This window comes from Streptomyces sp. NPDC086989, from assembly GCF_044745505.1.
Lineage (GTDB): Bacteria > Actinomycetota > Actinomycetes > Streptomycetales > Streptomycetaceae > Streptomyces.
The window spans coordinates 1-24,490 of the sequence record NZ_JBIVAL010000037.1; the positions used below are offsets into that span (position 1 = coordinate 1).

Annotated in this window: 22 protein-coding genes, 1 pseudogene and 1 riboswitch; of the genes and pseudogenes, 17 read left to right on the forward strand and 6 right to left on the reverse strand. The window is 71.1% G+C overall.

Annotated elements, in window-relative coordinates; translation table 11 throughout:
* Window positions 1-155: 155 nt before the first annotated feature.
* The 10 genes from ACIPK4_RS39105 to ACIPK4_RS39150 all read left to right on the forward strand — a co-directional run bounded on the left by ACIPK4_RS39105 (window position 156) and on the right by ACIPK4_RS39150 (window position 10,446).
* Window positions 156-746 carry a CDP-alcohol phosphatidyltransferase family protein gene (locus ACIPK4_RS39105; protein ID WP_054223941.1) on the forward strand — a complete coding sequence of 197 codons (591 nt, stop codon included), beginning with the start codon at window positions 156-158 and terminating at the stop codon, window positions 744-746.
* A gap of 100 nt (window positions 747-846) precedes the next feature.
* Window positions 847-3,342, forward strand: a complete 2,496-nt coding sequence (locus tag ACIPK4_RS39110) for a sugar phosphate nucleotidyltransferase (protein WP_376201732.1) — start codon at window positions 847-849, stop codon at window positions 3,340-3,342.
* A 107-nt stretch (window positions 3,343-3,449) separates the two neighbouring features.
* Window positions 3,450-4,358 (forward strand): DUF881 domain-containing protein, encoded by a 909-nt coding sequence (locus tag ACIPK4_RS39115; RefSeq protein WP_402322479.1) that lies wholly within the window; start codon window positions 3,450-3,452, stop codon window positions 4,356-4,358.
* Window positions 4,355-4,687, forward strand: a complete 333-nt coding sequence (locus tag ACIPK4_RS39120; RefSeq protein ID WP_030158423.1) for a small basic family protein — start codon at window positions 4,355-4,357, stop codon at window positions 4,685-4,687. The genes ACIPK4_RS39115 and ACIPK4_RS39120 overlap by 4 nt, the downstream gene beginning before the upstream one ends.
* Window positions 4,688-4,692: 5 nt before the next feature.
* The gene (locus ACIPK4_RS39125; protein ID WP_402322482.1) at window positions 4,693-5,637 is read left to right on the forward strand and encodes a DUF881 domain-containing protein; all 945 of its coding nucleotides are present in this window, start codon (window positions 4,693-4,695) and stop codon (window positions 5,635-5,637) included.
* Window positions 5,638-5,767: 130 nt separating this feature from the next.
* Window positions 5,768-6,664 (forward strand): FHA domain-containing protein, encoded by an 897-nt coding sequence (locus ACIPK4_RS39130; protein ID WP_082410780.1) that lies wholly within the window; start codon window positions 5,768-5,770, stop codon window positions 6,662-6,664.
* 19 nt (window positions 6,665-6,683) lie between these two features.
* On the forward strand, window positions 6,684-7,457 hold the full coding sequence (locus ACIPK4_RS39135) for a MerR family transcriptional regulator (RefSeq protein WP_402322485.1): 774 nt from the start codon (window positions 6,684-6,686) through the stop codon (window positions 7,455-7,457).
* A gap of 64 nt (window positions 7,458-7,521) precedes the next feature.
* Window positions 7,522-7,995: a bifunctional nuclease family protein gene (locus ACIPK4_RS39140; RefSeq protein ID WP_030009777.1), complete on the forward strand. Its 474-nt coding sequence runs from the start codon at window positions 7,522-7,524 to the stop codon at window positions 7,993-7,995.
* A gap of 179 nt (window positions 7,996-8,174) precedes the next feature.
* Window positions 8,175-8,813: a MerR family transcriptional regulator gene (locus ACIPK4_RS39145; RefSeq protein ID WP_402322488.1), complete on the forward strand. Its 639-nt coding sequence runs from the start codon at window positions 8,175-8,177 to the stop codon at window positions 8,811-8,813.
* 79 nt (window positions 8,814-8,892) lie between these two features.
* Window positions 8,893-10,446: a DNA polymerase IV gene (locus ACIPK4_RS39150; protein WP_402322491.1), complete on the forward strand. Its 1,554-nt coding sequence runs from the start codon at window positions 8,893-8,895 to the stop codon at window positions 10,444-10,446.
* On the opposite strand, the gene ACIPK4_RS39155 is transcribed toward ACIPK4_RS39150, so the two are convergent.
* Window positions 10,443-10,814, reverse strand: a complete 372-nt coding sequence (locus ACIPK4_RS39155; RefSeq protein ID WP_402322494.1) for a PRC-barrel domain-containing protein — start codon at window positions 10,812-10,814, stop codon at window positions 10,443-10,445. The genes ACIPK4_RS39150 and ACIPK4_RS39155 overlap by 4 nt on opposite strands.
* A 113-nt stretch (window positions 10,815-10,927) precedes the next feature.
* Window positions 10,928-11,026: riboswitch (glycine riboswitch) on the forward strand.
* 198 nt (window positions 11,027-11,224) lie between these two features.
* Between ACIPK4_RS39155 and gcvP the strand changes: the two genes are divergently transcribed.
* A complete protein-coding gene (gcvP, locus tag ACIPK4_RS39160) occupies window positions 11,225-14,110 on the forward strand; it encodes an aminomethyl-transferring glycine dehydrogenase (protein WP_402322497.1) in 2,886 nt (961 codons plus the stop codon).
* Between the two features lie 159 nt (window positions 14,111-14,269).
* Here the strand turns inward: gcvP and ACIPK4_RS39165 are convergent, their stop codons facing one another.
* A complete protein-coding gene (locus ACIPK4_RS39165) occupies window positions 14,270-14,476 on the reverse strand; it encodes a DUF5999 family protein (RefSeq protein ID WP_030158404.1) in 207 nt (68 codons plus the stop codon).
* 312 nt (window positions 14,477-14,788) lie between these two features.
* Window positions 14,789-15,409: a hypothetical protein gene (locus ACIPK4_RS39170; RefSeq protein WP_402322500.1), complete on the reverse strand. Its 621-nt coding sequence runs from the start codon at window positions 15,407-15,409 to the stop codon at window positions 14,789-14,791.
* 494 nt (window positions 15,410-15,903) lie between these two features.
* On the opposite strand from ACIPK4_RS39170, the gene ACIPK4_RS39175 reads away from it, so the two are divergent.
* Window positions 15,904-17,439 (forward strand): glutamate-cysteine ligase family protein, encoded by a 1,536-nt coding sequence (locus ACIPK4_RS39175; protein ID WP_402322503.1) that lies wholly within the window; start codon window positions 15,904-15,906, stop codon window positions 17,437-17,439.
* A 100-nt stretch (window positions 17,440-17,539) separates the two neighbouring features.
* Window positions 17,540-18,340 (forward strand): CPBP family intramembrane glutamic endopeptidase, encoded by an 801-nt coding sequence (locus tag ACIPK4_RS39180; RefSeq protein WP_402322506.1) that lies wholly within the window; start codon window positions 17,540-17,542, stop codon window positions 18,338-18,340.
* 14 nt (window positions 18,341-18,354) lie between these two features.
* Here the strand turns inward: ACIPK4_RS39180 and ACIPK4_RS39185 are convergent, their stop codons facing one another.
* Window positions 18,355-19,173: a PhzF family phenazine biosynthesis protein gene (locus tag ACIPK4_RS39185; RefSeq protein WP_402322508.1), complete on the reverse strand. Its 819-nt coding sequence runs from the start codon at window positions 19,171-19,173 to the stop codon at window positions 18,355-18,357.
* 78 nt (window positions 19,174-19,251) lie between these two features.
* On the reverse strand, window positions 19,252-20,268 hold the full coding sequence (locus tag ACIPK4_RS39190) for a helix-turn-helix transcriptional regulator (RefSeq protein WP_402322511.1): 1,017 nt from the start codon (window positions 20,266-20,268) through the stop codon (window positions 19,252-19,254).
* Between the two features lie 92 nt (window positions 20,269-20,360).
* Between ACIPK4_RS39190 and ACIPK4_RS39195 the strand changes: the two genes are divergently transcribed.
* Window positions 20,361-20,762, forward strand: a complete 402-nt coding sequence (locus tag ACIPK4_RS39195; protein ID WP_376201701.1) for a VOC family protein — start codon at window positions 20,361-20,363, stop codon at window positions 20,760-20,762.
* Between the two features lie 148 nt (window positions 20,763-20,910).
* Window positions 20,911-21,531, forward strand: coding sequence for a PadR family transcriptional regulator (locus tag ACIPK4_RS39200; RefSeq protein WP_376201699.1), 621 nt, complete (start codon window positions 20,911-20,913; stop codon window positions 21,529-21,531).
* An 86-nt stretch (window positions 21,532-21,617) separates the two neighbouring features.
* On the opposite strand, the gene ACIPK4_RS39205 is transcribed toward ACIPK4_RS39200, so the two are convergent.
* Complete coding sequence (locus tag ACIPK4_RS39205) at window positions 21,618-22,046, reverse strand: SRPBCC family protein (protein WP_402322515.1); 429 nt, start codon at window positions 22,044-22,046, stop codon at window positions 21,618-21,620.
* A 171-nt stretch (window positions 22,047-22,217) separates the two neighbouring features.
* On the opposite strand from ACIPK4_RS39205, the gene ACIPK4_RS39210 reads away from it, so the two are divergent.
* Window positions 22,218-23,189, forward strand: a complete 972-nt coding sequence (locus tag ACIPK4_RS39210) for an EamA family transporter (RefSeq protein ID WP_402322518.1) — start codon at window positions 22,218-22,220, stop codon at window positions 23,187-23,189.
* A gap of 164 nt (window positions 23,190-23,353) precedes the next feature.
* A pseudogene (locus ACIPK4_RS39215) lies at window positions 23,354-24,262 on the forward strand (DMT family transporter); the annotation flags it as partial.
* Between the last annotated feature and the right edge of the window lie 228 nt (window positions 24,263-24,490).

Sequence of the window (24,490 nt, forward strand, 5' to 3'; positions counted from 1 at the left end):
TGTGGGAGAGTAGGACGCCGCCGAACAATCATTGTGGGAAAGCCCCGCACCAGCCCTTACCGGCTCGGTGCGGGGCTTTTCTGCGTTCAGGCGCGGTGCGTGTTCCTGTAGGGTCAGGAGGCATCGTTCGTACGTTCAACAGTGGAGGCCCCCGGGTGGAGGTCCAGGAGACTCGGGTTCAGACGGACCGAATTTTCACCATTCCGAACATCCTGAGCATGGCTCGCCTCGCCGGCGTGCCCCTGTTCCTCTGGCTGATTCTGGAGAAGCACGACGGCTGGGCGCTGGCCGTCCTCATGCTCAGCGGGGTCAGCGACTACCTCGACGGGAAGCTGGCACGGCGCTGGAATCAGATCAGCAGCCTCGGGCGGCTGCTGGATCCCGCCGCGGACCGGCTCTACATCCTCTCCACGCTCTTCGGCCTGACCTATCGAGACATTCTGCCGCTGTGGGTCGCCGGGGCCCTGCTGGCCCGTGAGCTGATGCTGCTGGTGATGGTCTGGATCCTGCGCCGGCACGGGTATCCGCCGCCGCAGGTCAACTTCCTCGGCAAGGCCGCGACCTTCAACCTGATGTACGCCTTCCCTCTGCTGTTGCTCAGTGACGGTACGGGGTGGTTGGCCTGGATGGGGGCAGTTTTCGGATGGGCGTTCGCCGGATGGGGTACAACCCTCTACTGGTGGGCAGGAATCCTTTACGTGGTGCAAGTCCGCCGGATCGTGAAGGCGGACACCGCGGCCGATTGAGCTCGCTCGGCGCCCGGCTGACGCGGAAGAGTTGCGAAGTCACCGTCCGGGGCGGGTGAGGTCGGCGAGAACGTCGTCTCTCTAGGAGGACTCTTCCGACATGAAGGCCGTCGTGATGGCCGGTGGTGAAGGCACACGCCTTCGCCCCATGACCTCGAGCATGCCCAAGCCGCTCCTGCCGGTGGCCAACCGGCCGATCATGGAGCACGTGCTGAGGCTGCTCAAGCGGCACGGGCTCAACGAGACCGTCGTCACCGTCCAGTTCCTGGCGTCACTCGTCAAGAACTACTTCGGGGACGGCGAAGAGCTCGGAATGGAGCTCACCTATGCCAACGAGGAGAAGCCACTCGGCACTGCCGGCAGTGTGAAGAACGCCGAGGAGGCCTTGAAGGACGACGCTTTCCTCGTCATTTCCGGCGATGCACTCACCGACTTCGACCTCACCGACCTCATCCGCTTCCACAAGCAGAAGGGCGCACTCGTCACGGTGTGCCTGACCCGGGTGCCGAACCCGCTGGAATTCGGCATCACCATCGTGGACGAGGAAGGAAAGGTCGAACGCTTCCTCGAGAAACCGACGTGGGGGCAGGTGTTCTCGGACACGGTCAACACCGGTATCTACGTGATGGAGCCCGAGGTCTTCAATTACGTGGACCCGGATGTTCCGGTCGACTGGTCGGGCGATGTCTTCCCGCAGCTGATGAAGGAAGGCCGGCCGATCTACGGATACGTGGCCGAGGGCTACTGGGAGGACGTCGGCACGCACGAGAGCTACGTCAAGGCGCAGGCCGACGTCCTCGAAGGCAAGGTCCAGGTCGATATGGACGGCTTCGAGATCTCGCCCGGCGTGTGGGTCGCCGAGGGAGCCGAGGTGAGCCCCGACGCGGTGCTCCGCGGTCCCCTGTACATCGGGGACTACGCCAAGGTCGAGGCCGGTGTGGAGATCCGCGAGCACACGGTCGTCGGCTCCAACGTCGTCGTCAAGAGCGGGGCCTTCCTGCACCGGGCCGTCATCCACGACAACGTCTACATCGGGCCCCACAGCAATCTGCGCGGCTGCGTCATCGGCAAGAACACCGACATCATGCGGGCCGCCCGGATCGAGGACGGGGCCGTCATCGGTGACGAGTGTCTGGTCGGCGAGGAATCGATCATTCAGGGGAACGTGCGCGTCTACCCCTTCAAGACGATCGAGGCGGGCGCCTTCGTCAACACGTCGGTGATCTGGGAGTCCCGCGGTCAGGCGCATCTGTTCGGCGCCCGCGGCGTCACCGGCATCCTGAACGTGGAGATCACGCCCGAGCTGGTGGTCCGGCTCGCCGGCGCGTACGCCACGACCCTGAAGAAGGGGGCGACGGTCACCACGGCGCGTGACCACTCCCGTGGTGCGAGAGCGCTCAAGCGCGCCGTGATCTCCGCGCTCCAGGCCAGCGCGATCAACGTGCGCGACCTGGAGAACGTGCCCCTGCCCGTGGCCCGGCAGCAGACGGCGCGAGGCAGCGCCGGCGGGATCGTGCTGCGGACCTCGCCGGGAGTGCCCGACTCGGTCGACATCATGTTCCTGGACGAGCGCGGGGCCGACCTCTCGCTCCAGCAGCAGCGCAAGCTGGACCGCGTGTACGCGCGCCAGGAGTACCGGCGGGCGTTCCCGGGCGAGATCGGCGACCTGCAGTTCCCGGGCAGTGTGTTCGACGCCTATACGGGTTCGCTGCTGCGCGGGGTGGACACGACCGGTATCGCCGATTCCGGGCTCAAGGTCGTCGTGGACGCCTCCAACGGCAGTGCCGGACTGGTCCTGCCCAGCCTGCTGGGCCGACTCGGGGTGGACGCCCTGACGATCAACCCGGGGCTCGACGAGTTGAGGCCGACGGAGACCGCGGAGTCCCGGCGGGCCGGGCTGGTGCGGCTCGGGGAGATCGTGGCCTCGGCGCGGGCGGCGTTCGGCGTGCGGTTCGACCCGGTGGGAGAGCGGATCTCCCTGGTGGACGAGCGCGGGCGGATCATCGAGGACGACCGGGCGCTGCTGGTGCTTCTCGACCTGGTGGCCGCGGAGAAGCGCAGCGGCAAGGTGGCCCTGCCGGTGACCACGACCCGCATCGCCGAGCAGGTGGCGGCGTACCACGGGACCCAGGTGGAGTGGACGACGACGTCGCCCGACGACCTGACCCGGGTGGGCCGGGCGGAGAACACGATCTTCGGTGGGGACGGCCGGGGCGGGTACATCGTTCCGGAGTTCAGCAGCGTGTTCGACGGATCGGCGGCCTTCGTCCAGCTGATCGGACTGGTGGCGCGGACGCAGCTCACGCTGAGCCAGATCGATGCGCGGATACCGCGAGCCCATGTACTCAAGCGGGACGTACCGACCCCGTGGGCCGTGAAGGGGCTCGTGATGCGGCGGGTCGTGGAGGCGGCAGGGGACCGGCAGGTGGACACCACCGACGGTGTGCGGGTGGTCGAGGCCGACGGACGGTGGGCGCTGGTGCTGCCGGACCCGGCTGAGGCGGTCACCCACCTGTGGGCCGAGGGGCCCGACGACTCGTCCGCGCAGGCACTGCTGGACGAGTGGGCCGCGGTGGTGGACGGCGCCGGGCACTGAGCCGGAGCCGTGGTGGGGCAGTTCCGTCCGGTGGACGGGGAGCGGTATCCGTCGCTCCCCGTCCACCGGACGGGCGCATTCGGTACGGGCGGCTGCGACATGCGACGATGAGCGGCATGTCGCAGCCGCCCCACAACCGGAGTCCGGTGCCGGCGCCTCCCGCGCGCCCGGACGCCTCCATGTCGCTGCTGACGCACGTGATGGACCACAGTCTCGACGAGGGCTATGCGGAAGCGTCGGCCCGGCGCGAGGCGGAGGGTACCGCGGGTCTGCCGCGCACCCTCAAGGCCAAGCTGGCGCTCGCCGCCGGGCTCGTGCTCGCCGCCATGGTCGTCACGCTGGGTGCCGCCCAGGCGCGGATAGCCGCGCCGGTACTGGCCAAGGAGCGCCAGGAGCTGATCGACCGGGTGCAGCGGGCCGACGAGCGCGCGGACGGCCTGGAGCGGGACATCGAGCGGCTGCGGGAGGACGTCGCGAGCCGTCAGCGCGCGGCGTTGAAGCAGCAGGGCGGCGACCAGGGGCAGCTCGTGGCCCTGCTGTCGGGTGCGACGGAGGTCCGCGGGCCGGGGATCAAGCTGGTCGTGGACGACGCCAAGGGCTCCTCGTCGGGCGGTGGCGGCAAGCCGCGCGAGAACGCCGGCTTCTCGGACACCGGGCGGCTGCGCGACCGGGACATGCAGAAGATCGTCAACGGCCTGTGGCAGTCGGGGGCCGAGGCCGTCTCGATCAACGGGCAGCGGCTGACGGCGTTGTCGGCGATCAGGGCCGCGGGTGACGCGATACTGGTCGACAACAGGCCGCTGGTGCCTCCGTACGAGGTGTTGGCGGTGGGGGACAAGAAACGGCTGGGGACCGCGTTCCAGGACTCCGCGGACGGCCAGTACCTGCACGCCCTGCAGGAGAACTACGGGATCCGCGCCGCCCTGTCCCCGTCGGACGACCTGCGGCTGCCGGCCGCGTCGAGCCTGACCGTACGTACAGCTACAGCAGAAGAGCCGAAGAAGGGTGCATCGTGATCGCGGTACTGGGCCTGGTGGCCGGAGTGGTGGTCGGACTTCTGGTCCGGCCCGAAGTGCCGGCCGTCGTAGAGCCTTATCTGCCGATCGCCGTGGTGGCGGCGCTGGACGCGGTGTTCGGCGGTCTGCGCGCGATGCTGGACGGCATCTTCGTCGACAAGGTCTTCGTGGTGTCGTTCCTGTCGAACGTGGTCGTCGCTGCACTGATCGTCTTCCTCGGTGACAAGCTGGGTGTCGGCTCGCAGCTCTCCACCGGTGTGGTCGTCGTCCTCGGTATCCGCATCTTCTCCAACGCCGCGGCCATCCGCCGGCACGTGTTCCGGGCGTGAGGCCGATGAGTACGAACGACAATCCGCCCGAGGAGCCGATGGGCTCGGAGCTGCCGCCCCAGGACGAGCCGGAACAGGACGCGCGGCGGGAGGCGCAGCCCGGCGGGCCCGCGCAGCCCGTCCCGCCGGTACGGCCCGCCGGTTCCGCCCCGCCCGTACGGCCCGCCGGTTCCGCCGAGCCGGGTGAGGCCACCCCCGCCGTGGCGCCGGCCCCGCCCGCCGAGCCCGCGCAGACCGGTCGGCAGCGGCTGGCGCAGGGGCTGTGGCCGCCGCGCGTGAGCCGGGCCCAACTGATCGTCGCGCTGCTGCTGTTCGTCCTCGGGCTGGGGCTGGCCATCCAGGTGCGGTCGAACAGCGACTCCAGCGCGCTGCGCGGGGCCCGTCAGGAGGACCTCGTACGGATCCTCGACGAGCTCGACGGGCGGACCAAGCGCCTGGAGGACGAGAAGCAGCGGCTGGAGGACCAGCGCAAGGAGCTGGAGAGCAGCTCCAACCAGGCGGAGGAGGCCCGCCGGCAGACCGTCGAGAAGGAACGCCAACTGGGGATCCTGGCCGGTACGGTGGCGGCGCAGGGGCCGGGCATCACGCTGAAGATCACCGATCCCAAGGGGCAGGTGCAGTCGGACCAGCTGCTGGACACCCTCCAGGAGCTGCGGGCGGCCGGGGCCGAGGCGATCCAGATCAACGGTGTGCGCGTCGTGGCGAGCTCGTTCTTCTCGGACGAGGGCGGTGGGGTCGGCATCGACGGTAAGAAGATCACACAGCCTTACGAGTTCAAGGTGATCGGCAAGCCACAGGATCTGGAGCCCGCCCTGAACATCCCCGGCGGTGTCGTGCAGACGCTGGAGAAGGAACAGGCCACCGTCGCCGTCACACGGTCGGCGAAGATCGTTGTGGATGCCTTGCGGGCTGCGAAGCAGCCTGACTACGCTCGGTCGTCATCGTCGTGACGCGGGACGGGGCGCGGAACGTCTCACGCGGGCTGATGCCTGCGGGGGGTCGGCGCACTGAAGTCGTGCCGCGTGGTGGAAACTGTCTGGTGGTTACGGACGTTGTGAGAATGTCCGGGTCGGCAGGTGTGTGCATTCGGAGTTCGTCCTGCCCCACGGGCGGGTCTGTTTCGTTCAAGGGGAATCGCCCGTGAAGTTGTTTGAGAAGTTGTTCGGCAAGAAGAACCGCGAGGAAAGCGGTGCGGCCAGGCACCGTGCGGGACAGGGGGAGGCGGAAGGTCCGGGCGACCGGCCGCTCTTCCGTGACGAGGTGGCCGGCGCGGGGGATGTTCCGGGCGCGCCCGGCGCGTCGTCTGTTGACCCTGCCGGTTCCGGACGCATAGGTTTCGGTGAACCATCAACCTCAAGTTCGGGTGGAGGGTTTGCCCCCGACCCGTATGCCACCAATGCCTCCGCGGGGCAGCCGCGGCGCGAGGAGCCGTCCATGTCGGCCGAGCAGGTTTGCAGCAGGTGCGGACACCGCAGCGATGCGGCCAGCCGGTTCTGCTCCAACTGCGGCGCGCCGCTGCGGGCGGGTCTGACGCCTGAGCGTGCCTCGGAGACCACGTCCACGATCTCGATCTCGGGCCTCGAGGCCTACGAGGCCGAGGTGTCGGGACAGCAGCACGTGTCGTCCTCTCTGTCCCCCGAGGCCCAGGCCGCGGTGGAAGCTCTGCCTCCGGGCTCCGCCCTGCTGATCGTGCGGCGTGGCCCCAATTCCGGCAGCCGCTTCCTGCTGGACGGTGAACTGACCACGGCGGGCAGGCATCCGCAGAGCGACATCTTCCTGGACGACGTCACGGTCTCCCGGCGGCATGTCGAGTTCCGCAGGAGCCAGGACGGCGGCTTCACCGTCTCCGACGTGGGCAGCCTCAACGGCACGTACGTCAACCGTGAGCCGATCGACTCGGTCGCCCTGCACAACGGCGACGAGGTGCAGATCGGCAAGTACCGGCTGGTCTTCTACGCGAGCCTGCGGGGCGTCTGACCCTTCAAGGGAAGGTCCCATGCTGCGTCCCCCCACCGGCGGTGCCCCGAAGAGCGGCACCGCCGGCAGCGTCGGCTCGGCCGGGCGGCTGGTGAGCATCGGTACGGTGCTCACCCTGCTGCGCGACGAGTTCCCCGAAGTCACCATCTCGAAGATCCGCTTCCTGGAGGCGGAGGGGCTCGTGGAGCCCCGGCGCACACCTTCCGGATACCGCAAGTTCAGCACCGAGGACGTCGAGCGGCTGGCCCGCATCCTGCGGCTGCAGCGGGATCACTACCTGCCGCTGAAGGTCATCCGGGAGCAGCTCGACGCACTCGCCCGTGGCGAGCAGATCCGGATCCCGGCGCCCACGGCGCACGGGGACTCCGCCGACCCCTCCGGACCCGCCGCCGTGTACGGCGAGGTGGGCCGGGACCGGCCGGGCTCGGCCCGGGTGGGCCGCTCCGAGCTGCTCGCCGCCGCCGAGGTGGACGAGGTGCAGCTGGCCGAGTGGGAGTCGTACGGGCTGATCGGTGAGGCTCCGGGCGGCGGATACGACGCGGAGGCGGTCACCGTGGCCCGGCTGGTGGCGGATCTGGGCCGGTTCGGGCTGGAGCCGCGGCACCTGCGGGCCATGAAGGCCGCCGCGGACCGCGAGGCGGGCCTGGTGGAGCAGGTCGTGGCACCCTTGCGGCGGCACCGCAACCCGCAGACCAGGGCGCACGCCGAGGCCACCCTGAAAGAGCTCGCAGGGCTGTCCGTACGGCTCCACGAGGCCTTGGTGCAGACCGCTCTCGGGGTCCGTCTGCCCTGACCCGGGGACCCCTCGACGGGGGCCCGACTACCCAAACCTGCCGAGCAGGTCCTAGGGTTGCTGTGTGAACGAGCTCGACGTTGTGGGTGTCCGGGTGGAAATGCCCTCCAACCAACCGATCGTGCTCCTGCGTGAAGTGGGAGGCGACCGGTACCTTCCCATCTGGATCGGACCCGGGGAGGCGACCGCCATCGCCTTCGCGCAACAGGGCATGGCCCCTGCGCGGCCGCTGACGCACGACCTGTTCAAGGACGTGCTGGAGGCGATCGGCGAGGAGCTCACCGAGGTCCGGATCACGGATCTGCGGGAGGGCGTCTTCTACGCGGAGCTCGTCTTCGCCAGCGGGGTCGAGGTGAGCGCGCGGCCTTCCGACGCCATAGCGCTGGCCCTGCGCACGGGGACGCCGATCTACGGGAGCGACGGCGTGCTGGACGACGCCGGAATCGCCATTCCGGACGAGCAGGAGGACGAAGTGGAGAAGTTCCGCGAGTTCCTCGACCAGATCTCTCCGGAGGACTTCGGCACCGGGCCGCAGTGAGCCGTCGGCCGCACCGTCCACGGGCCGTGACAGCCCATTCGGTTAGCCTTTCCCCGTCCCAGGACACGGGAAACCACTCTCAGGGTGATTATCACTCGGCGTGCCGAGTGTGGCGATCGTTGACGCACCCCTGGTGACTGCCTACCTTCGAGGGGGCAGGTCAAGGACGGAGGGTCGGCGTGAGAGTCACGGGCGACGGTACGACCGGGGGCATCCCCGTGCGGAGTGACGGTGGGCCGTACCCGCTCCACGGCAGTGCGGCCGGTTCCGCGCGCCGTCAGCCGGAAACGGCGCCGGTCGCTCCGGTGGGCACGGATCCGGCCCCCGAGCAGGTCGGCTACCGGGGACCGACCGCGTGCGCCGCGGCCGGCATCACCTACCGCCAACTCGACTACTGGGCGCGCACCGGGCTGGTCGAGCCCACGGTGCGCCCCGCGTACGGCTCCGGGACCCAGCGGCTCTACAGCTTCCGGGACGTCGTCGTCCTCAAGATCGTCAAGCGTTTCCTGGACACCGGGGTGGCGCTGCAGAGCATCCGGACCGCGGTCCAGCACCTGCGCGACCGCGGCTTCTCGGACCTGGAGCGCATGACGCTGATGAGCGACGGCGCCACCGTATACGAGTGCACCTCCCCGGACCAGGTCGTCAGCCTGCTCCAGGGCGGGCAGGGCGTCTTCGGGATCGCCGTGGGAGTCGTCTGGCGCGACGTCGAGAACGCGCTGTCGCAGCTCCACGGAGAACGGGTCGACACCGGCGAGACGGTGGTCGGCCACAACCCGACGGACGAGCTGGCGGCCCGGCGCAACAGGGCCGGTTGAGCGGGGTCCGGAGCCTGGTCCCGGAGCGGCCGGGCGCCGCCCCGGCCGATTGTCGGTGGCATGAGGCAGCATCAGGGCTGTGAGAGCCGCGCCGACCATCCTGCATCTGGACATGGACGCCTTCTACGCCTCCGTGGAGCAGGCGTCGAAGCCGAGCCTGCGCGGCAAGGCCGTGATCGTCGGCGGCCTCGGACCGCGCGGGGTGGTCGCCACCGCCTCGTACGAGGCCCGGCGCTTCGGGGTGCACTCGGCGATGCCGACGGCCCAGGCGCGCCGGCTCTGCCCGAACGGCGCCTACCTGATCCCGCGCTTCACCCTGTACCGGGCGGTCAGCGACGTGGTCATGGCCCTGCTGCGGGAGCTTTCACCGCTCGTGGAGCCGCTCAGCCTGGACGAGGCGTTCGTGGACCTGGAGGCCGGCGGTACCGCCTTCGACGCGGAGACGGCCCTGGAGACCGGACAGCGGCTGCGGGCGGCCATCCTGGCCGCGACCGGGCTCAGCGCATCGGTGGGGCTGGCGGGGTCGAAGATGCTGGCGAAGGTGGCCTCGGAAGAGGCCAAGCCGGACGGGCTGCTGCTGATCGAACCGGGGACGGAGCGGGCCCTGCTCGCGCCGATGTCGGTGCGGACCCTGCCGGGCGTGGGGCCGGCGACCGGCGAGCACCTGCGGCGGGCCGGGATCACCACCGTGGGGGAGCTGGCCGAGGCCGGTGAGGACGAGCTGGTCCGGATGGTCGGCCGTTCGCACGGGGTCGGGCTGTACCGGATGGCGCTGGGGCTGGACGACCGGCCGGTGGTCGCCGAACGCGACGCGAAGTCCGTGTCGGTCGAGGACACCTTCGACGTGGACCTGCACGACCGGGTGCGGATCCGGGGCGAGGTGCAGCGGCTGGCAGACCGGTGCGTGGAGCGGCTGCGGGGCTCGGGGCACTCCGGGCGCACGATCGTGCTGAAGGTGCGGCGCTACGACTTCTCGACCCTGACGCGCTCGGAGACGCTGCGCGGGCCCACCGACGACCCCGCGGTGGTCCGCGAGGCCGCGGCACGGCTCCTGGAGGCGGTGGACACCACGGGTGGGGTGCGGCTGCTGGGCGTCGGTGTGACGGGCCTGGCCGACTACACCCAGGAGGACCTGTTCGCACAGTCCATGGCTGCGGAGGCGGCGGCAGAGGCGGCTGGGGAGGGCGTCGCGGATGCTGCTGCGGCGGGTGCGTCCGCCGCGGCGGACGCGGAGGCCGAGGACACGGGAGGACCGGGAGGAGCGGGAGAGTCCGACGGGACTGCTGCTCAAGGTGGGCCTGCGGGGCCTGCGGGGCCTGTGGGGCCCGTGGGGGCCTCCGGGAGCGCGCTGCCGCCCCTCACCCGGGAGCCCGCCCCGGAACGGCGCTGGCCGGCCGGGAGCGACGTCCTGCACGCCGTCTACGGCCCCGGGTGGGTGCAGGGCAGCGGGGTCGGGCGGGTGACCGTGCGCTTCGAGCAGCCCGGATCACCACCGGGCCGGGTGCGCACCTTCCGGGTGGAGGACCCCGAACTGGAGCCCTCCGACCCGCTGCCCCTCGTGGGGAGGGCCGAGCCGGAAGCCCCGCCCGAGCCCGGAGCCCGGGCCGAGGCGCCCCGGACCGGAGCCGCCTAGGAGGAGTCGTCCCCGTTCGCGAGGCGGCCGAAGTCGCGCCGGATGTCCGACGGGAGGGAGACGTCCAGCCCGTAGTGGTGGTAGAGCTGCAGCTCCTGCTCGGGGGAGAGGTGGCGGCCGACGCCGAAATCGGGGGCGTCCTTGATGAGGGAGCGCTCGAAGGGGACCCGCAGGGTGTCGTCGACGACCTCGCTCGGCTCCAGGGGGACGAACGCGTCCCGGCTGAACAGGCCCGTCCGGACGGCGGCCCATTCGGGTACGCCCGTGGCGTCGTCGAGGTAGACCTCGTCCACTGTGCCGATCTTGGTTCCGTTGCGGTCGAACGCCTTGCGGCCGATCAGGCTGCGCGGATCGATGTCGGTCTGCACGGTCCCTCCATATGGTCGCAACTCCTCCGTAATGACTACAGAAAGGCATTTCCGCAGCGGAGGCCACTCGAAGGAGGACCCGGAAGGGCGCTGGTAGGCTGGGTGACGGCTGTTGACCCTGTGCGGGAGAGTCCTCCGAGTGAGCATGACGGAGGCGCCGAAGGAGCAAATCCTCCCCGGAATCTCTCAGGCATACGTACCGCACGTGGTGAGGCCACTCTGGAAAGCAGGTGCGGGTACCGGGCGTGCAGTGCCGGTTCCCCTCCTCACCGACGGTGAAAGCCGGAGTCCGCGGGTCATCCCCGTGCCTCCGGTGAAGCTCTCAGGTTGAGATGACAGAGGGGGAGGCCGTCCGGGTGCCCGCGCCGTGGTGCCCCTCGCAGGTCGTACGACCCAGGAGGCCTCCGTACATGACCGCCAACCGCATTCCGCTCTCCCAGCTGGAGCGAGGCATCCCCTTCGAGCAGCGCCACATCGGCCCGGACGCCGAGGCGCAGGCGAAGATGCTCGCCCACGTGGGCTACGGCTCGCTGGACGAACTGACCGCTGCCGCGGTACCCGATGTGATCAAGAGCGCCGAGGCACTGAACCTGCCCGAGGCGCGGACCGAGGCCGAGGTGCTGGCGGAGCTGCGTTCGCTCGCCGACCGCAACCAGGTCCTGACCCCGATGATCGGTCTCGGCTACTACGGCACCTTCACCCCGCCGGTGATCCTGCGCAACGTCATGGAGAACCCCGCCTGGTACACGGCGTACACGCCCTACCAGCCGGAGATCTCGCAGGGCCGCCTTGAGGCCCTGCTCAACTTCCAGACCGTCGTCGCCGACCTCACCGGCCTGCCCACCTCCGGTGCCTCCCTGCTCGACGAGGGCACGGCGGCCGCCGAGGCCATGACGCTGGCCCGCCGCGTCGGCAAGTCCAAGGGCAACATCTTCCTCGTCGACGCCGACGCGCTGCCGCAGACCATCGCCGTGATCGAGACCCGTGCCGAGCCGATCGGCATCGAGGTCGTCGTCGCCGACCTGTCCGCGGGCATCCCCGCCGAGGTCGCCGAGCGCGGCGTCTACGGTGTGCTCCTCCAGTACCCGGGCGCCTCCGGTGCCGTACGCGACATCAAGCCGGTCATCGACCAGGCGCACGAGCTGGGTGCGATCGTCGCCGTCTCGGCCGACCTGCTGGCCCTGACCCTGCTGACCTCCCCGGGCGCGCTCGGCGCCGACATCGCCGTCGGCACCACCCAGCGCTTCGGCGTCCCGATGGGCTTCGGCGGCCCGCACGCCGGCTACATGGCCGTCCAGGACAAGCACGCCCGGTCGCTGCCGGGCCGCCTCGTCGGCGTCTCCGTGGACGCGGACGGCAACAAGGCGTACCGCCTGGCACTGCAGACCCGTGAGCAGCACATCCGCCGTGAGAAGGCCACCAGCAACATCTGCACCGCGCAGGTGCTGCTCGCCGTCATGGCCGGCATGTACGCCGTCTACCACGGCCCGGACGGCCTGCGGACGATCGCCCGCCGTACCCACCGCTACGCGGCCCTCCTCGCGGCCGGTCTGACGGCCGGCGGGGTCGAGCTGGTCCACGGCTCGTACTTCGACACCCTCACCGCCCGGGTGCCCGGAAAGGCCGCCGACGTCGTCGCCGCCGCCCGCGAGGGCGGGGTCAACCTGTTCCAGGTCGACGCCGACCACGTCTCCGTCTCCTGCGACGAGACGACGCTGCGCTCCGCCATCGAGGCCGTCTGGGCCGCCTTCGGCGTCACGGCGGACATCGAGGCCCTCGACGAGGCCACCCCGGACGCGCTGCCCGAGGGCCTGCTGCGCTCGGACGACTACCTGGCGCACCCGGTCTTCCACAGCCACCGCAGCGAGACCGCGATGCTGCGCTACCTGCGCAAGCTGGCGGACAAGGACTACGCGCTGGACCGCGGCATGATCCCGCTGGGCTCCTGCACCATGAAGCTCAACGCGACCACCGAGATGGAGCCGGTCACCTGGCCCGAATTCGGCCAGCTGCACCCGTTCGCCCCGGTCGGGCAGGCCGAGGGGTACCTCCAGCTCATCACCGAGCTGGAGGAACGTCTCTGCGAGGTCACCGGCTACGACAAGGTCTCCATCCAGCCGAACGCCGGTTCCCAGGGTGAGCTCGCCGGCCTGCTGGCCGTCCGCGCCTACCACCGGGCGAACGGCGACGAGCAGCGCACCGTCTGCCTCATCCCGTCCTCGGCGCACGGCACCAACGCCGCCAGCGCCGTGATGGCCGGCATGAAGGTCGTCGTCGTCAAGACCGCCGACGACGGCGAGGTGGACACCGACGACCTGCGCGCCAAGATCGAGCAGTACCGCGACGAGCTCGCCGTGCTGATGATCACCTACCCCTCGACGCACGGTGTGTTCGAGGAGCACGTCGCCGACATCTGTGCCCAGGTGCACGAGGCGGGCGGCCAGGTCTACGTGGACGGCGCCAACCTGAACGCCCTGGTGGGCCTGGCCAAGCCGGGTCACTTCGGCGGCGACGTCTCGCACCTGAACCTGCACAAGACGTTCTGCATCCCGCACGGCGGCGGCGGTCCGGGCGTCGGCCCGGTCGGCGTCCGCGCGCACCTGGCGCCGTACCTGCCGAACCACCCGCTCCAGCCGACCGCCGGTCCGGAGACGGGCGTCGGCCCGATCTCGGCGGCGCCGTGGGGCTCGGCCGGCATCTTGCCGATCTCCTGGTCGTACGTGCGTCTCATGGGCGGCGAGGGCCTCAAGCGCGCCACCCAGGTGGCGGTGCTCGGCGCGAACTACATCGCCAAGCGCCTGGAGCCGCACTACCCGGTGCTCTACACCGGCCCGGGCAACCTGGTCGCGCACGAGTGCATCATCGACCTGCGACCGCTGTCGAAGGCGACGGGCGTCAGCGTGGACGACATCGCCAAGCGCCTGATCGACTACGGCTTCCACGCCCCGACGATGTCCTTCCCGGTGGCCGGAACGCTGATGATCGAGCCGACGGAGTCCGAGGACCTCGCTGAGATCGACCGCTTCTGCGACGCGATGATCGCCATTCGCGGCGAGATCGACCGGGTCGCGGGCGGCGAGTGGCCCGTGGACGACAACCCGCTGGCCAACTCCCCGCACACGGCCGCGGCGCTGGGCGGCGAGTGGAACCACCCGTACAGCCGTGACGAGGCCGTCTTCCCGGGCGGGGTCACCGCTGCGGAGAAGTACTGGCCGCCGGTGCGCCGTATCGACGGTGCCTTCGGCGACCGCAACCTGGTGTGCTCCTGCCCGCCGCTGGACGAGTACGACAACTGAACCGCACGCGCCGCCGAGCCCGCTCGGCGACCTGACACATCCGTGTGAGGTGACGGCGTGACGAAGGGCCGGTCCGGGAGAATGGTTCCCGGGCCGGCCCTCCGTCGTTGCGTACTGCTTCGCTCCCTATTGCTTCGTTCCCTTCCGTGCTGTCGCCGGCTAGGCCGCCTTCATCACGTGCGCCGCCGCGAGCGGGCGGTGCGGGGCGATGATCTGGCCGTCCGGCAGCAGCTCACCGGTGTCCTCGAAGAGCAGGACTCCGTTGCACAGCAGGCTCCAGCCCTGTTCCGGGTGGTTGGCCAACGGCTTGGCGGCCTCCCGGTCGGCGGAGTCGGCTGACGGGCACGCTGGCTGGTGCTGGCACATGGATGCGTTCTTTCGCTGCGGTGTGGTCTGTGTGCTGCGGCTCGATGCCTTGTTCATGGCCGCCCCCCGTATCAACGTCTTGGTTTGGTCAGGATCCCAGTGTTGCCCTACGGAGTTCCGTCCGCAGGGATTTCCCGGCAGCTGTCCTCATACATTGATGACGCATCACTCGTGCGGGCGGTTCAGGTCAACTCCCCTGTCATTTCGGGTGGTTCACGGGTGGCCCGAGTGGGCTAGGCCGAATGGGTCGTTCGGGTCAGCGACGTGGAACGCACCTGCTCAGACCCCGTTCCTCCGCTGCGCGGGCCCCGCTCAGGCGGCCGGCGCGGCCAGTGACGGTGGGACCGGCGGACTCTGCGGAGTGAGCCGGTGCGTCATCACGGGCAGCAGTTCGGACACCGGGTGCGGCCGGTACGGGGCGATACCGGGCGGGGCCGGCGCCAACGGCACCAGCAGGTCCGCGGCGGCCGGCAGCCCGGAGGAGGCGTCGGCGCCGACCGCCCCGTGCAGCCAGAGCGTCATCATGTACAGCTCGGGTACGGAGAGCAGCCGCGGCTGGTAGTTCTTGCCGAGGGATTCCGCCTGGCGCAGGGCGCGTTCGGTGGCCGCGACATAGGGACCCTCGAAGAAATGGGAGAAGACCCAGCCGTCCGGGGTCAGCCGGGTGTCCGCGGCGGCGACGTAGCGGTCGCCGCTGCGGATCAGGAACCGCCAGGCGGTCAGCCGGGTGCGGGGCGGGCGGCCCCCCGCTGCCAGCTGGGAGATGTTCAGCCGGTCGAGGACGTGGACCGGCAGCGGCAGTTCGGCGGTCACCGGGCCCTGCAGCGCGCGCAGGGCCGGAGTGTGCGCCTCATGGACGGCGGTGGGGGAACCGAGTGCCGCGAGGACGCTGCGCAGGGCGGGCGCGGGAGCCGGAGGGACATGCAGCGGCATGGTGGGTCGCCTCTCACTTGGGAGACCTGTGGAACGGGGCAGGTGCGGACGGCGCTGTCGCATTCTGGGGCCAGAGGGGGGCTGAGGGGCAATGGCCGCGCGCCAACTCTCTGCCTCGTTTGCGGAGTTTATACGACATGTGTTCACGCAGTGTTTCGGCTAGCTGTCCCGCCTATTGCCGACAAGGCGCTTACCGGTCCCGCTGACATGGCTTTCATGCCGGTTGCGCGCGAACAAGTCGCGCTGACCTCGGAGGTTACCGGACGGGGGCTCGGCTGGAAAGCGTCTATTATCCGGGACCGGCAAAACGCACGCGGAATTTGCATACGGTGTCTTGCCAAGTGAATGTGCCATAGCGCCCTTCGGCCAAACCGGCGCGCGCTCCCCGCCATGCACGCCCCCTCGGCGTTATCGATCACGCCTCCGGGGCATCATCGACCGTACATGCGCGCCTGGGCGTTACTGGCCAGGCCCATTCGAGGAGGGAAGCTTCGATGGGGGAGAAGGTCGTGGCGGGCGGATTCGACCTGTCCGATCGGCAGAAGTACCGGAGGAAGCTTCACGAGTGCCTGGAGGGGCTGGAGCGGCTTCTGGCGGAGAAGAGGTTCGATCGCCCCAAGAACATGATGGGGCTGGAGATCGAGCTGAATCTGGCGGGCGCCGACGGGTTGCCGAGAATGGTGAATGCCCAGGTTCTGGAGCGGATAGCGAGCCAGGATTTCCAGACCGAACTCGGAATGTTCAATCTGGAGGTGAACGTCCTTCCGCACCGGCTCGGCGGCCGGGTATTCGACCAGCTCGCCGAGGAGCTGAGCGCGGGGCTCGGCTATGCCCACCGGCAGGCCGCCGAGATCGAGGCCGGGGTGGTGATGATCGGCATCCTGCCGACGATCACCCGCGCCGACCTGGTCACGGCCAACCTCTCCGCGGTGGACCGCTACTCGCTGCTGAACGAACAGATTCTGATGATGCGCGGCGAGGACTTCATGCTGGACATCGACGGGGTCGAGCGGCTCACCTGGAGCACCGGGTCGATCGTGCCGGAGGCCGCCTGCACCTCCGTACAGCTGCACCTGCAGGTGACGCCGGCCCGGTTCGCCGACGTGTGGAACGCGGCGCAGGCGGTGACCGCCGTACAGATAGCCGTCGGCGCCAACTCACCGTTCCTGTTCGGGCGCGAGCTGTGGCGCGAGTCGCGGCCGCCGCTCTTCACCCAGGCCACAGACACCCGGCCGCCCGAGCTCCAGGCCCAGGGGGTGCGGCCGCGGACGTGGTTCGGGGAGCGCTGGGTGGAGTCGGCGTACGAGCTCTTCGCGGAGAACGTGCGCTACTTCCCCTCCCTGCTGCCCATCTGCGACGAGGAGGAGCCGCTGCGCGTGCTCGCCGAGGGCGGGGTGCCGACCCTGCAGGAGCTGGTCCTGCACAACGGCACGGTCTACCGGTGGAACCGGCCCGTGTACGGGATCGCCGACGGGATGCCGCACCTGCGCGTGGAGAACCGGGTGCTGCCGGCCGGCCCGACGGTCGCCGACGTGGTGGCGAACGCAGCCTTCTACTACGGGCTCGTCCGCACGCTCGCCGACGAGCAGCGGCCGGTGTGGACCCGGCTGCCGTTCGCCGAGGCGGAGGCCAACTTCGACGCGGCCTGCCGGTACGGGATCGACGCGCGGCTGCGCTGGCCGCGCCGGGGCCGGGGCGGCGGGCTCGCCAGCGTGTCCGCCGTACGCCTGGTCCTGGACGAGCTGCTGCCGATGGCGGCGGCCGGCCTGGACGCGTGGGGCATCGAGCCCGCCGACCGCGACCACTACCTCGGGATCATCGAGGAACGCTGCCAGCGGCGGGTGAACGGCGCGACCTGGCAGGTGGACACCTACCACCGGGCGCTCGCGTCCGGCCTGGACCGGGACGCGGCGCTGGCCGCGGTCACCCGGCGCTACAGCGAGCTGATGCACAAGGGCGACCCGGTGCACACCTGGCCGGTCGGACTGGCCGACGAGGAGGTGAGCGCCACGGTGCGGGTGCAGCGCTGAACCGGCCGCTGCGCGGCCGTTCCCGGTCCGGTGATCCCGTTCCCCCGCGGAGGAGGCAGTATGGGGTGGACGGAGCGGAACGGCGGGACGGGAGTCGGACGTGCGGGCGGAGCCGGAACCGGTGGTCAAGGCGTTGCCCCCCGAGAACGAACGGGGGATCCTGCGCACCGAGACGCTGCTCGTCCTGGCGCTGTCGCTCGGCGCGAGCGCCGTCGCGTCGCTGATCAGCTTCATCGGATCGCTGACCAAGCCGGGCGGCCTCAAGGACCAGGCCGCGACGCTCAACGGCTCGCACGCCCCCGGCCGGCCCTGGCTCGACCTGGCCTGGCAGCTGTTCGGCATCGGCACCGCCCTGGTGCCTGTGCTGCTGGTCGCCCACCTGCTGACGCGGGAAGGCGTGCCGGGATTGCGCGTCCTGGGCTTCGACCGCACCCGGCCCGGCTGGGACCTGGCACGCGGAGCCCTGGTCGCGGCCGGGATCGGCAGCGCGGGGCTGGCCTTCTACCTGGCGGCGCGGGCGAGCGGGGCCAACCTGACGGTGGTGCCCGAGGCACTGCCCGACGTGTGGTGGAAGTTCCCCGTCCTGATTCTCTCCGCGCTGCAGAACGCCGTGGTCGAGGAGATCATCGTGCTGGCCTACCTGCTGCGCAGGCTCGGCCAGCTGGGCTGGTCGCCGATGGCCGCGCTGCTGGCCAGCTCGGTGCTGCGCGGCTCGTACCACCTCTACCAGGGCATCGGCGGCTTCCTCGGCAACATGGCGATGGGCGTCGTCTTCGTCCTGGCGTACCGCCGCTGGGGCCGGGTGGCACCGCTCGTCGTCGCGCACGCGCTGCTCGACATCGTGGCGTTCGGCGGGTACGCGCTGCTCGCGGGCAAGGTGGGCTGGCTGCCGACCCCGTAGAGGGGTCCTCCCCGTCAGGGCCGGGTGAGCAGTTGGCCGTCGATGACGGTGACCGCCTTGCCGGTCAGCAGCGTACGGTCGCCTGCCAGGCGGACCGCGACGCGTCCGGTGCGCGCTCCGCCCTGGAGGCCGACCAGTGAGGTACGGCCCAGCCGGGCGGCCCAGAACGGGGCGAGCGCGGTGTGGGCGCTGCCGGTGACCGGGTCCTCGTCGATCCCGAAGGCGGGGAAGAAGCCGCGGGAGACGAAGTCGTAGCCGCGGGAGGGGTCCTCGGCGGCCGCGGTGACGATCACCCCGCGGCGTGCGTAGCCGCGCAGGGCCGCGATGTCGGGGGTGAGCTCGCGTACGGCGCGCTCGTCCGCCAGCTCGACGAGCAGGTCGCCGATGTGCCCGGACGTGTCGTGGACGGACCTGATCGCCGTGCCCAGGGCGCTCTGCACCCCGGGGTCCGCCTCCACCGGGGTGAGGGAGGACGTCGGGAAGTCCATCGTGATCGTGCCGTCCTCGGCGGTCTCCGCGGTGAGGATGCCGCACCGCGCGGAGAACCGGATCAGGCCCCGGGCCAGGCCGCTCGCCGCGATCACGTGCGCGGTGGCGAGCGTGGCGTGGCCGCACATGTCGACCTCGGTGGACGGGGTGAACCAGCGCAGGGCCCAGTCGGCGTCCCCGCCGGGCGGCAGCGGTCGGGCGAACGCGGTCTCGGAGAGGTTGACCTCGGCGGCGACCTGCCGGAGCCAGGCGTCGGGCGGGAACTCCCCGTCGAGGAGCAGGACCCCGGCGGGGTTGCCGAAGAAGGGGCGGTCGGTGAAGGCGTCGACGATTCGGATGCGCATGCGCCGACCGTAGAGCTCGCGTTCGAGCGGCCACAAATGCCAATCCGGGACGATTGGCATGATGATCACGGCCGTCGTTCACGCGCGGGGCGGTCTTCTGCGGGCCGAGTCCGCGAGGCGCGCGGCGCATGCGGTGACGAGCGCGCGGAGCTCGTCCGGTCGGTCGATGACGAACGGACGGTCGAGCGAGGCGAGTACGGCGGGCAGCCAGTCGAGCCGGTCCACCCGCAGGTCGACCCGGGACCAGCGCCCGGACGCCGGATCCGGTCCGGCCCCGGGCGGCAGCTCCTCCACGATCGCGATGCCGGCGGGAAGCCGGGCCCGGACGTCCTCGGCGCTCCCCTGGACCCGGACGGTCACCTCGTGCCGGTGGGGAGCGCCGGCGAGCCCCGACAGGACGCGCTCCGCCGGATCGAACCCCTCGGGCGGGGCGAACGAGCCGGCCAGCACCCTCGCGCCGGCCATGCGGTCCAGTCGGAACGTGCGCTCCCCGTCCGCCTCGGGATCCATGCCCGTCACGTACCACTTGCCCGCGTGGGCGACGAGCCCGTAGGGGTGCAGCGTGCGCTCGGTGCGCCGGCCGTCCGCGGCGACGTACCGGAACGCAACCGGCCTGTGGTGGCGCACCGCGTCGGCGACCGAGAGGAGGACCCCGGTCTCCGGGGCCGTCGAGGTGCCGGGCGGGGCCGTGCCGGGCGGGGCCGTGAAGGCGAGCGAGCCGAGCAGCGCGTCGAGCCGGCGGCCGAGCCGTTCGGGCAGGACCCGTCGGATCTTGGCCGCCGCCGTCTCGCTCGCGGTGCCCGCGGCGGCCATCAGCCCGGCCCGCCGGCCGGCCAGCAGACCGAGCAGCACGGCGAGCGCCTCGTCGTCGCTCAGCATGAGCGGAGGCATGCGATAGCCGGGGGCCAGCCGGTAGCCGCCGTGGCGACCGCGGACCGACTCGACGGGTACGTCGAGGTCGAGGAGGTGGCCGGCGTACCGGCGCACCGTCCGCTCGTCGACGCCGAGCCGGTCTGCGAGTTCGGGCACGGTGCGCAGGCCGCCCGACTGCAGGAGTTCCAGCAGGGTGAGGACGCGTGCGATGGGTCGGGGCATACCCGGAAGTCTCTCGCGGATACCGGGCGGGTTCTGTCCGGTATCCGCTCTAGCGTGAGGCCGACCGGAGCCCCACCGACCCAGGGAGAACCATGGACTTCGTCTCGATCCGCATCATCACGGGCGACGTCGCCCGCCTCGTCGACTTCTACGAGCGGGCCACGGGAGTGGAGGCGAGCTGGTCCACCGAGGACTTCGCCGAACTGAGGACCGCCTCGGCCGCGCTCGCCATCGCCGGCACCCGCACGGTGCCCCTGTTCGCCCCGGGCTCTGCGCGCCCGGCGGACAACCACAGCGTCATCGTCGAGTTCCTCGTCGACGACGTGGACCGCGTGCACCGGGAGCTGGCCGGCGACCCGGCGGGGGACCTCGTCCAGGCGCCCACCACGATGCCCTGGGGGAACCGCTCGCTCCTGGTGCGGGACCCCGACGGCACCCTTGTCAACTTCTTCACTCCCGTCACGCCGGCGGCCAGGGCCAAGTTCGCCCGCTGACGGCGTGCGGCCGGCGTCCGGCCTGCCTGGTCAGGGCCGTGTTCGGTACGAGTTTCCGATATATCGTTGACGCATCGCGATCGGTCAGCGATAGTTGAGGCATCGCAGGAGCGATGACAGGGAAACGAAAGACGGAAGGAGCGCAGTCATGCGTTCACACGGACAGCACGGTCACGACCACGGACACGAGCACGGGCGGGGCCACGGACACTGCGGGCCCGATCGTCGGGAGGAGTTCAGGGGGCTGCGCGCCGCCTTCGGGCCGTTCGGGCCGCCCTTCGGCGGCGGGCCCTTCGGTGGGCGGGGCGGGCGCGGCGGACCGCGCGGCCGGGCGCGGCGCGGAGATGTGCGCGCCTCGATCCTGGCACTGCTGGGGGACCGCCCGATGCACGGCTACGAGATGATCCAGGAGATCGGCGAGCGCAGCGGCGGAGCCTGGAAGCCCAGCCCGGGGTCGGTCTACCCGACCCTCCAGCTGCTGGAGGACGAGGGGCTCATCACGAGCCAGAGCGAGGGCGGCAAGAAGCTGTTCACACTCACCGACGCCGGCCGCACCGAGGCCGAATCGGGCCCCGAGGCCCCCTGGGCCGACGCCGGGCGCGGATTCGACTTCGAGGCCCTGCACGAGGTCCGGGCGGCCGGGATGAGCCTGTTCGAGGCCTTCGGCCAGGTCTACAAGACCGGCTCGGCCGAACAGCGCGAGAAGGCCCTCGCGGTCATCAACGACGCCCGCAAGAAGCTCTACCTGATCCTGGCCGACGAGCACTGAGCCGGCCGGCGCAACAACGGCGCGCCCCGCGGGTCCTCCCGCGGGGCGCGCCGCCGCGTTCCCGGACCCGCCGCCGGGGGAGGGGGTCAGGCGACCAGGCCGGCGAGCCTGCGGAGCGACTCGTTCAGGGCGGCGGTGGCCGAGTCCTTGAGCTTGCCCGCCATCAGGGAGACGGCCGCCCCGTTGAACTCCCCGTCGATGCGGACCGTGGTGGCGCCGCCGTCCGGGATCAGCGTGTACCGGGTCAGGATGGCCACGCCCATCGGGCCCTTGCCGGTGATCGCGAAGACGCGCTCGTCCTCCAGCTCGGAGATGGTCCAGGCGACCTCGGCCGGGAAGCCCATCATCTTCATGTTCTCCTCGAAGGTCGTCCCGACCGCGAGGGTCCCGGGGCCGCCCTTGGGGAAATTCGTGTGGGTCATGCTCCACTCCCCGTACGCCGCCCAGTCCGTCAGCTGGGCCCAGACCTTCGCGGCGGACGCCTCGATCCGTGATTCCGCGGTGACTTCGGCCATGCGACCACCCCTTCTCGTCGGGTACGTGCGGCGGAACGTAGCCCCGGCGGGCGGAACATTCAATACTGACGACCTGTCAGAAACAGTCGGCGCGGTCACGCCGGGTCTCGGATCCGTCTCAACAGGCGTCACGCCTGTGACGGTGCTGACCGGCCCTGCCATGATGGCCCGATGCAAGCGACAGGGAAAAACGCCGGACTGGGCCTCGCCCTCGTCTCGGCGTTCGCGTTCGGCGGTTCGGGAGTGGCGGCGAAGCCGCTGATCGAGGCGGGTCTGGACCCGCTGCACATGGTCTGGCTCCGGGTGGCCGGGGCGGCCCTGGTGCTCTCCCCGCTGGCCTGGCGCCACCGGGGTCTCGCGCTGCGCAAACCCCTGCTGCTCGCCGGCTTCGGCCTCGTGGCCGTCGCGGGCGTGCAGGCCTTCTACTTCGCCTCCCTGTCCAGGATCCCGGTCGGCGTGGCCCTGCTGCTGGAGTACCTCGGCCCCGCGCTGCTGCTCGGCTGGATCCGCTTCGTACAGCGCAAGCCGGTGACCCGGGCCGCCGCAGCCGGCGCCGCCGTCGCCGTCGTCGGGCTGGCCTGCGTGGTCGAGATCTGGTCCGGGCTGAGCCTGGACCCCCTCGGCGTGCTGCTCGGCCTCGCCGCCGCCTGCTGCCAGGCCTTCTACTTCGTGTTCGCGGACCACGGCACCGACGGCGACGCCGGCGACGACGTTCCGGACCCGATCGGCGTGATCGCGTACGGCATGCTCGTGGGGGCACTGGTGATGACGGTGATCGCCCGGCCCTGGAACATCGACTGGCAGGTGCTGGCGGGCCATGCCGCGATGGGCGACCTGAGGGTGCCCGCGTGGGTGCTGCTCGCCTGGGTGGTGCTGATCGCGACCGCCTTCGCGTACCTCACCGGTGTGGTCTCGGTGCGCAAGCTGTCGCCGCAGGTGGCTGGTGTCGTGGCCTGCCTGGAGGCGGTCGTGGCCACCGTGTTCGCCTGGATCCTGCTGGGCGAGCACCTCTCGACCCCGCAGATCGTCGGCGGTGCGCTGGTGCTGGGCGGGGCGCTCATCGCGCAGACCGCGCGGCCGACCCCGCCGGCGGCGGTGGATCCGGAACCGGCCGTTCTGGACCGGGAGACCACGAAGGCCTAAGGTGGCGGTCATGCATTCGACCGTGCTTCCGCCGCCGGCCGCGTAGCCGCGGGCAGCCGCCCCCTGTGACGAAGACCCGGCCCGGGCAGTTCCCGGGCGGGTCGGCGCTGCCCGCGAGGAGATGACCTTCCCCTTCCTCCTTCACGCATGCGCGGAGCACACTCGTGTCGAACCTCTCGCCCGCTTCAGGGCGCAGTCTGCTGTACCTCGTCGTCGCCGGAGCCGCCTGGGGCACTGCCGGGGCGGCCGCCTCCCTCCTCTTCCTGGCCAGTGACCTCGGCCCGCTCGCCCTGTCCTTCTGGCGGTGCGCCGGCGGGCTGGTGGTGCTGCTAGGGGTGCTCGCCGTACGCGGGCCCCGGGGCGCGGCGGCGGCCCGGCCGTCGGCGGTGTCCCTCGTCGGGACCGGGCTCATGTTCACGCTCTTCCAGGCCGCGTACTTCGGTGCCGTGCGCGAGACCGGCCTCGCGGTCGGCACGGTGGTCACCCTCGGGGCCGGGCCCGTGCTGATCGCGCTCGGTGCGCGGTACTGGATGGGCGAGCGGCTCGGCCGGGGCGGCGTGGCCGCCGTCGTGGGGGCACTCGCCGGGCTCGCCGTACTCGTCCTGGGCGGTGGGGGCGCCGACGTGCGGCCGCTGGGTGTCGGCTGGGCGCTGCTGTCGGCCGCCGGATACGCCGGGATGACCGTGCGGGCCCGCTGGCTGGGGCGGCGCGGGGCGGGCGGCGACCCGCTGGTCACCACCGCGTGGTCGGTCGCGGTGGGCACGGTGTGCCTGCTGCCGCTCGCCGCGGCCGAGGGGCTGGTGCCGCACACCGCCGAGATCGGGAGGGTGCTCTGGCTGCTGGTGTACGTGGCCACCGTGCCGACGGCACTGGCGTACGCGCTGTACTTCACCGGCGCCGCCGCGGTGCGGGCCGCCACCGTGTCCGTGATCATGCTGATCGAGCCCGTCAGCGCCGCGGTGATCGCCGTGCTGGTGCTCGGTGAGCGGCTGACCGGCGCCGTGGTGCTGGGCACCGTACTGCTGCTGACCGCGGTGGGTGCGCTGATCGCGGCCGAGGCGCACGGGCCGGCGGGCGGGCCGGTGGTCCGGCCCGCCCGTGGGTCCCGTGGGAACTGCGGATCTCCTGAGCCCCTTGAGCCCTGCGAGCCCCTTGAGGCCAGCGAGCCCCTTGAGCCCAACGATCCCTGTGAGCCCCGTGCGGCTCAGAGGTCGTCTGGTTCGCGTAGTTCATGGGTGATTGTGGTTTATGCGTCTCGCCAGGTTGGGGTGGTTTCGCCGGTTGCCCGTTTGGTGAGGGTG

What these genes read in the sequence shown, in the direction of transcription:
- ACIPK4_RS39110 (WP_376201732.1), top strand. Translation starts at nt 847, where the DNA reads ATGAAGGCCGTCGTGATGGCCGGTGGTGAAGGCACACGCCTTCGCCCC.
- ACIPK4_RS39115 (WP_402322479.1), top strand. Translation starts at nt 3,450, where the DNA reads ATGAGCGGCATGTCGCAGCCGCCCCACAACCGGAGTCCGGTGCCGGCG.
- ACIPK4_RS39125 (WP_402322482.1), top strand. Translation starts at nt 4,693, where the DNA reads ATGAGTACGAACGACAATCCGCCCGAGGAGCCGATGGGCTCGGAGCTG.
- ACIPK4_RS39135 (WP_402322485.1), top strand. Translation starts at nt 6,684, where the DNA reads ATGCTGCGTCCCCCCACCGGCGGTGCCCCGAAGAGCGGCACCGCCGGC.
- gcvP (WP_402322497.1), top strand. Translation starts at nt 11,225, where the DNA reads ATGACCGCCAACCGCATTCCGCTCTCCCAGCTGGAGCGAGGCATCCCC.
- ACIPK4_RS39165 (WP_030158404.1), bottom strand. Translation starts at nt 14,476, where the DNA reads ATGTGCCAGCACCAGCCAGCGTGCCCGTCAGCCGACTCCGCCGACCGG.
- ACIPK4_RS39170 (WP_402322500.1), bottom strand. Translation starts at nt 15,409, where the DNA reads ATGCCGCTGCATGTCCCTCCGGCTCCCGCGCCCGCCCTGCGCAGCGTC.
- ACIPK4_RS39175 (WP_402322503.1), top strand. Translation starts at nt 15,904, where the DNA reads ATGGGGGAGAAGGTCGTGGCGGGCGGATTCGACCTGTCCGATCGGCAG.
- ACIPK4_RS39185 (WP_402322508.1), bottom strand. Translation starts at nt 19,173, where the DNA reads ATGCGCATCCGAATCGTCGACGCCTTCACCGACCGCCCCTTCTTCGGC.
- ACIPK4_RS39190 (WP_402322511.1), bottom strand. Translation starts at nt 20,268, where the DNA reads ATGCCCCGACCCATCGCACGCGTCCTCACCCTGCTGGAACTCCTGCAG.
- ACIPK4_RS39195 (WP_376201701.1), top strand. Translation starts at nt 20,361, where the DNA reads ATGGACTTCGTCTCGATCCGCATCATCACGGGCGACGTCGCCCGCCTC.
- ACIPK4_RS39200 (WP_376201699.1), top strand. Translation starts at nt 20,911, where the DNA reads ATGCGTTCACACGGACAGCACGGTCACGACCACGGACACGAGCACGGG.
- ACIPK4_RS39205 (WP_402322515.1), bottom strand. Translation starts at nt 22,046, where the DNA reads ATGGCCGAAGTCACCGCGGAATCACGGATCGAGGCGTCCGCCGCGAAG.
- ACIPK4_RS39210 (WP_402322518.1), top strand. Translation starts at nt 22,218, where the DNA reads ATGCAAGCGACAGGGAAAAACGCCGGACTGGGCCTCGCCCTCGTCTCG.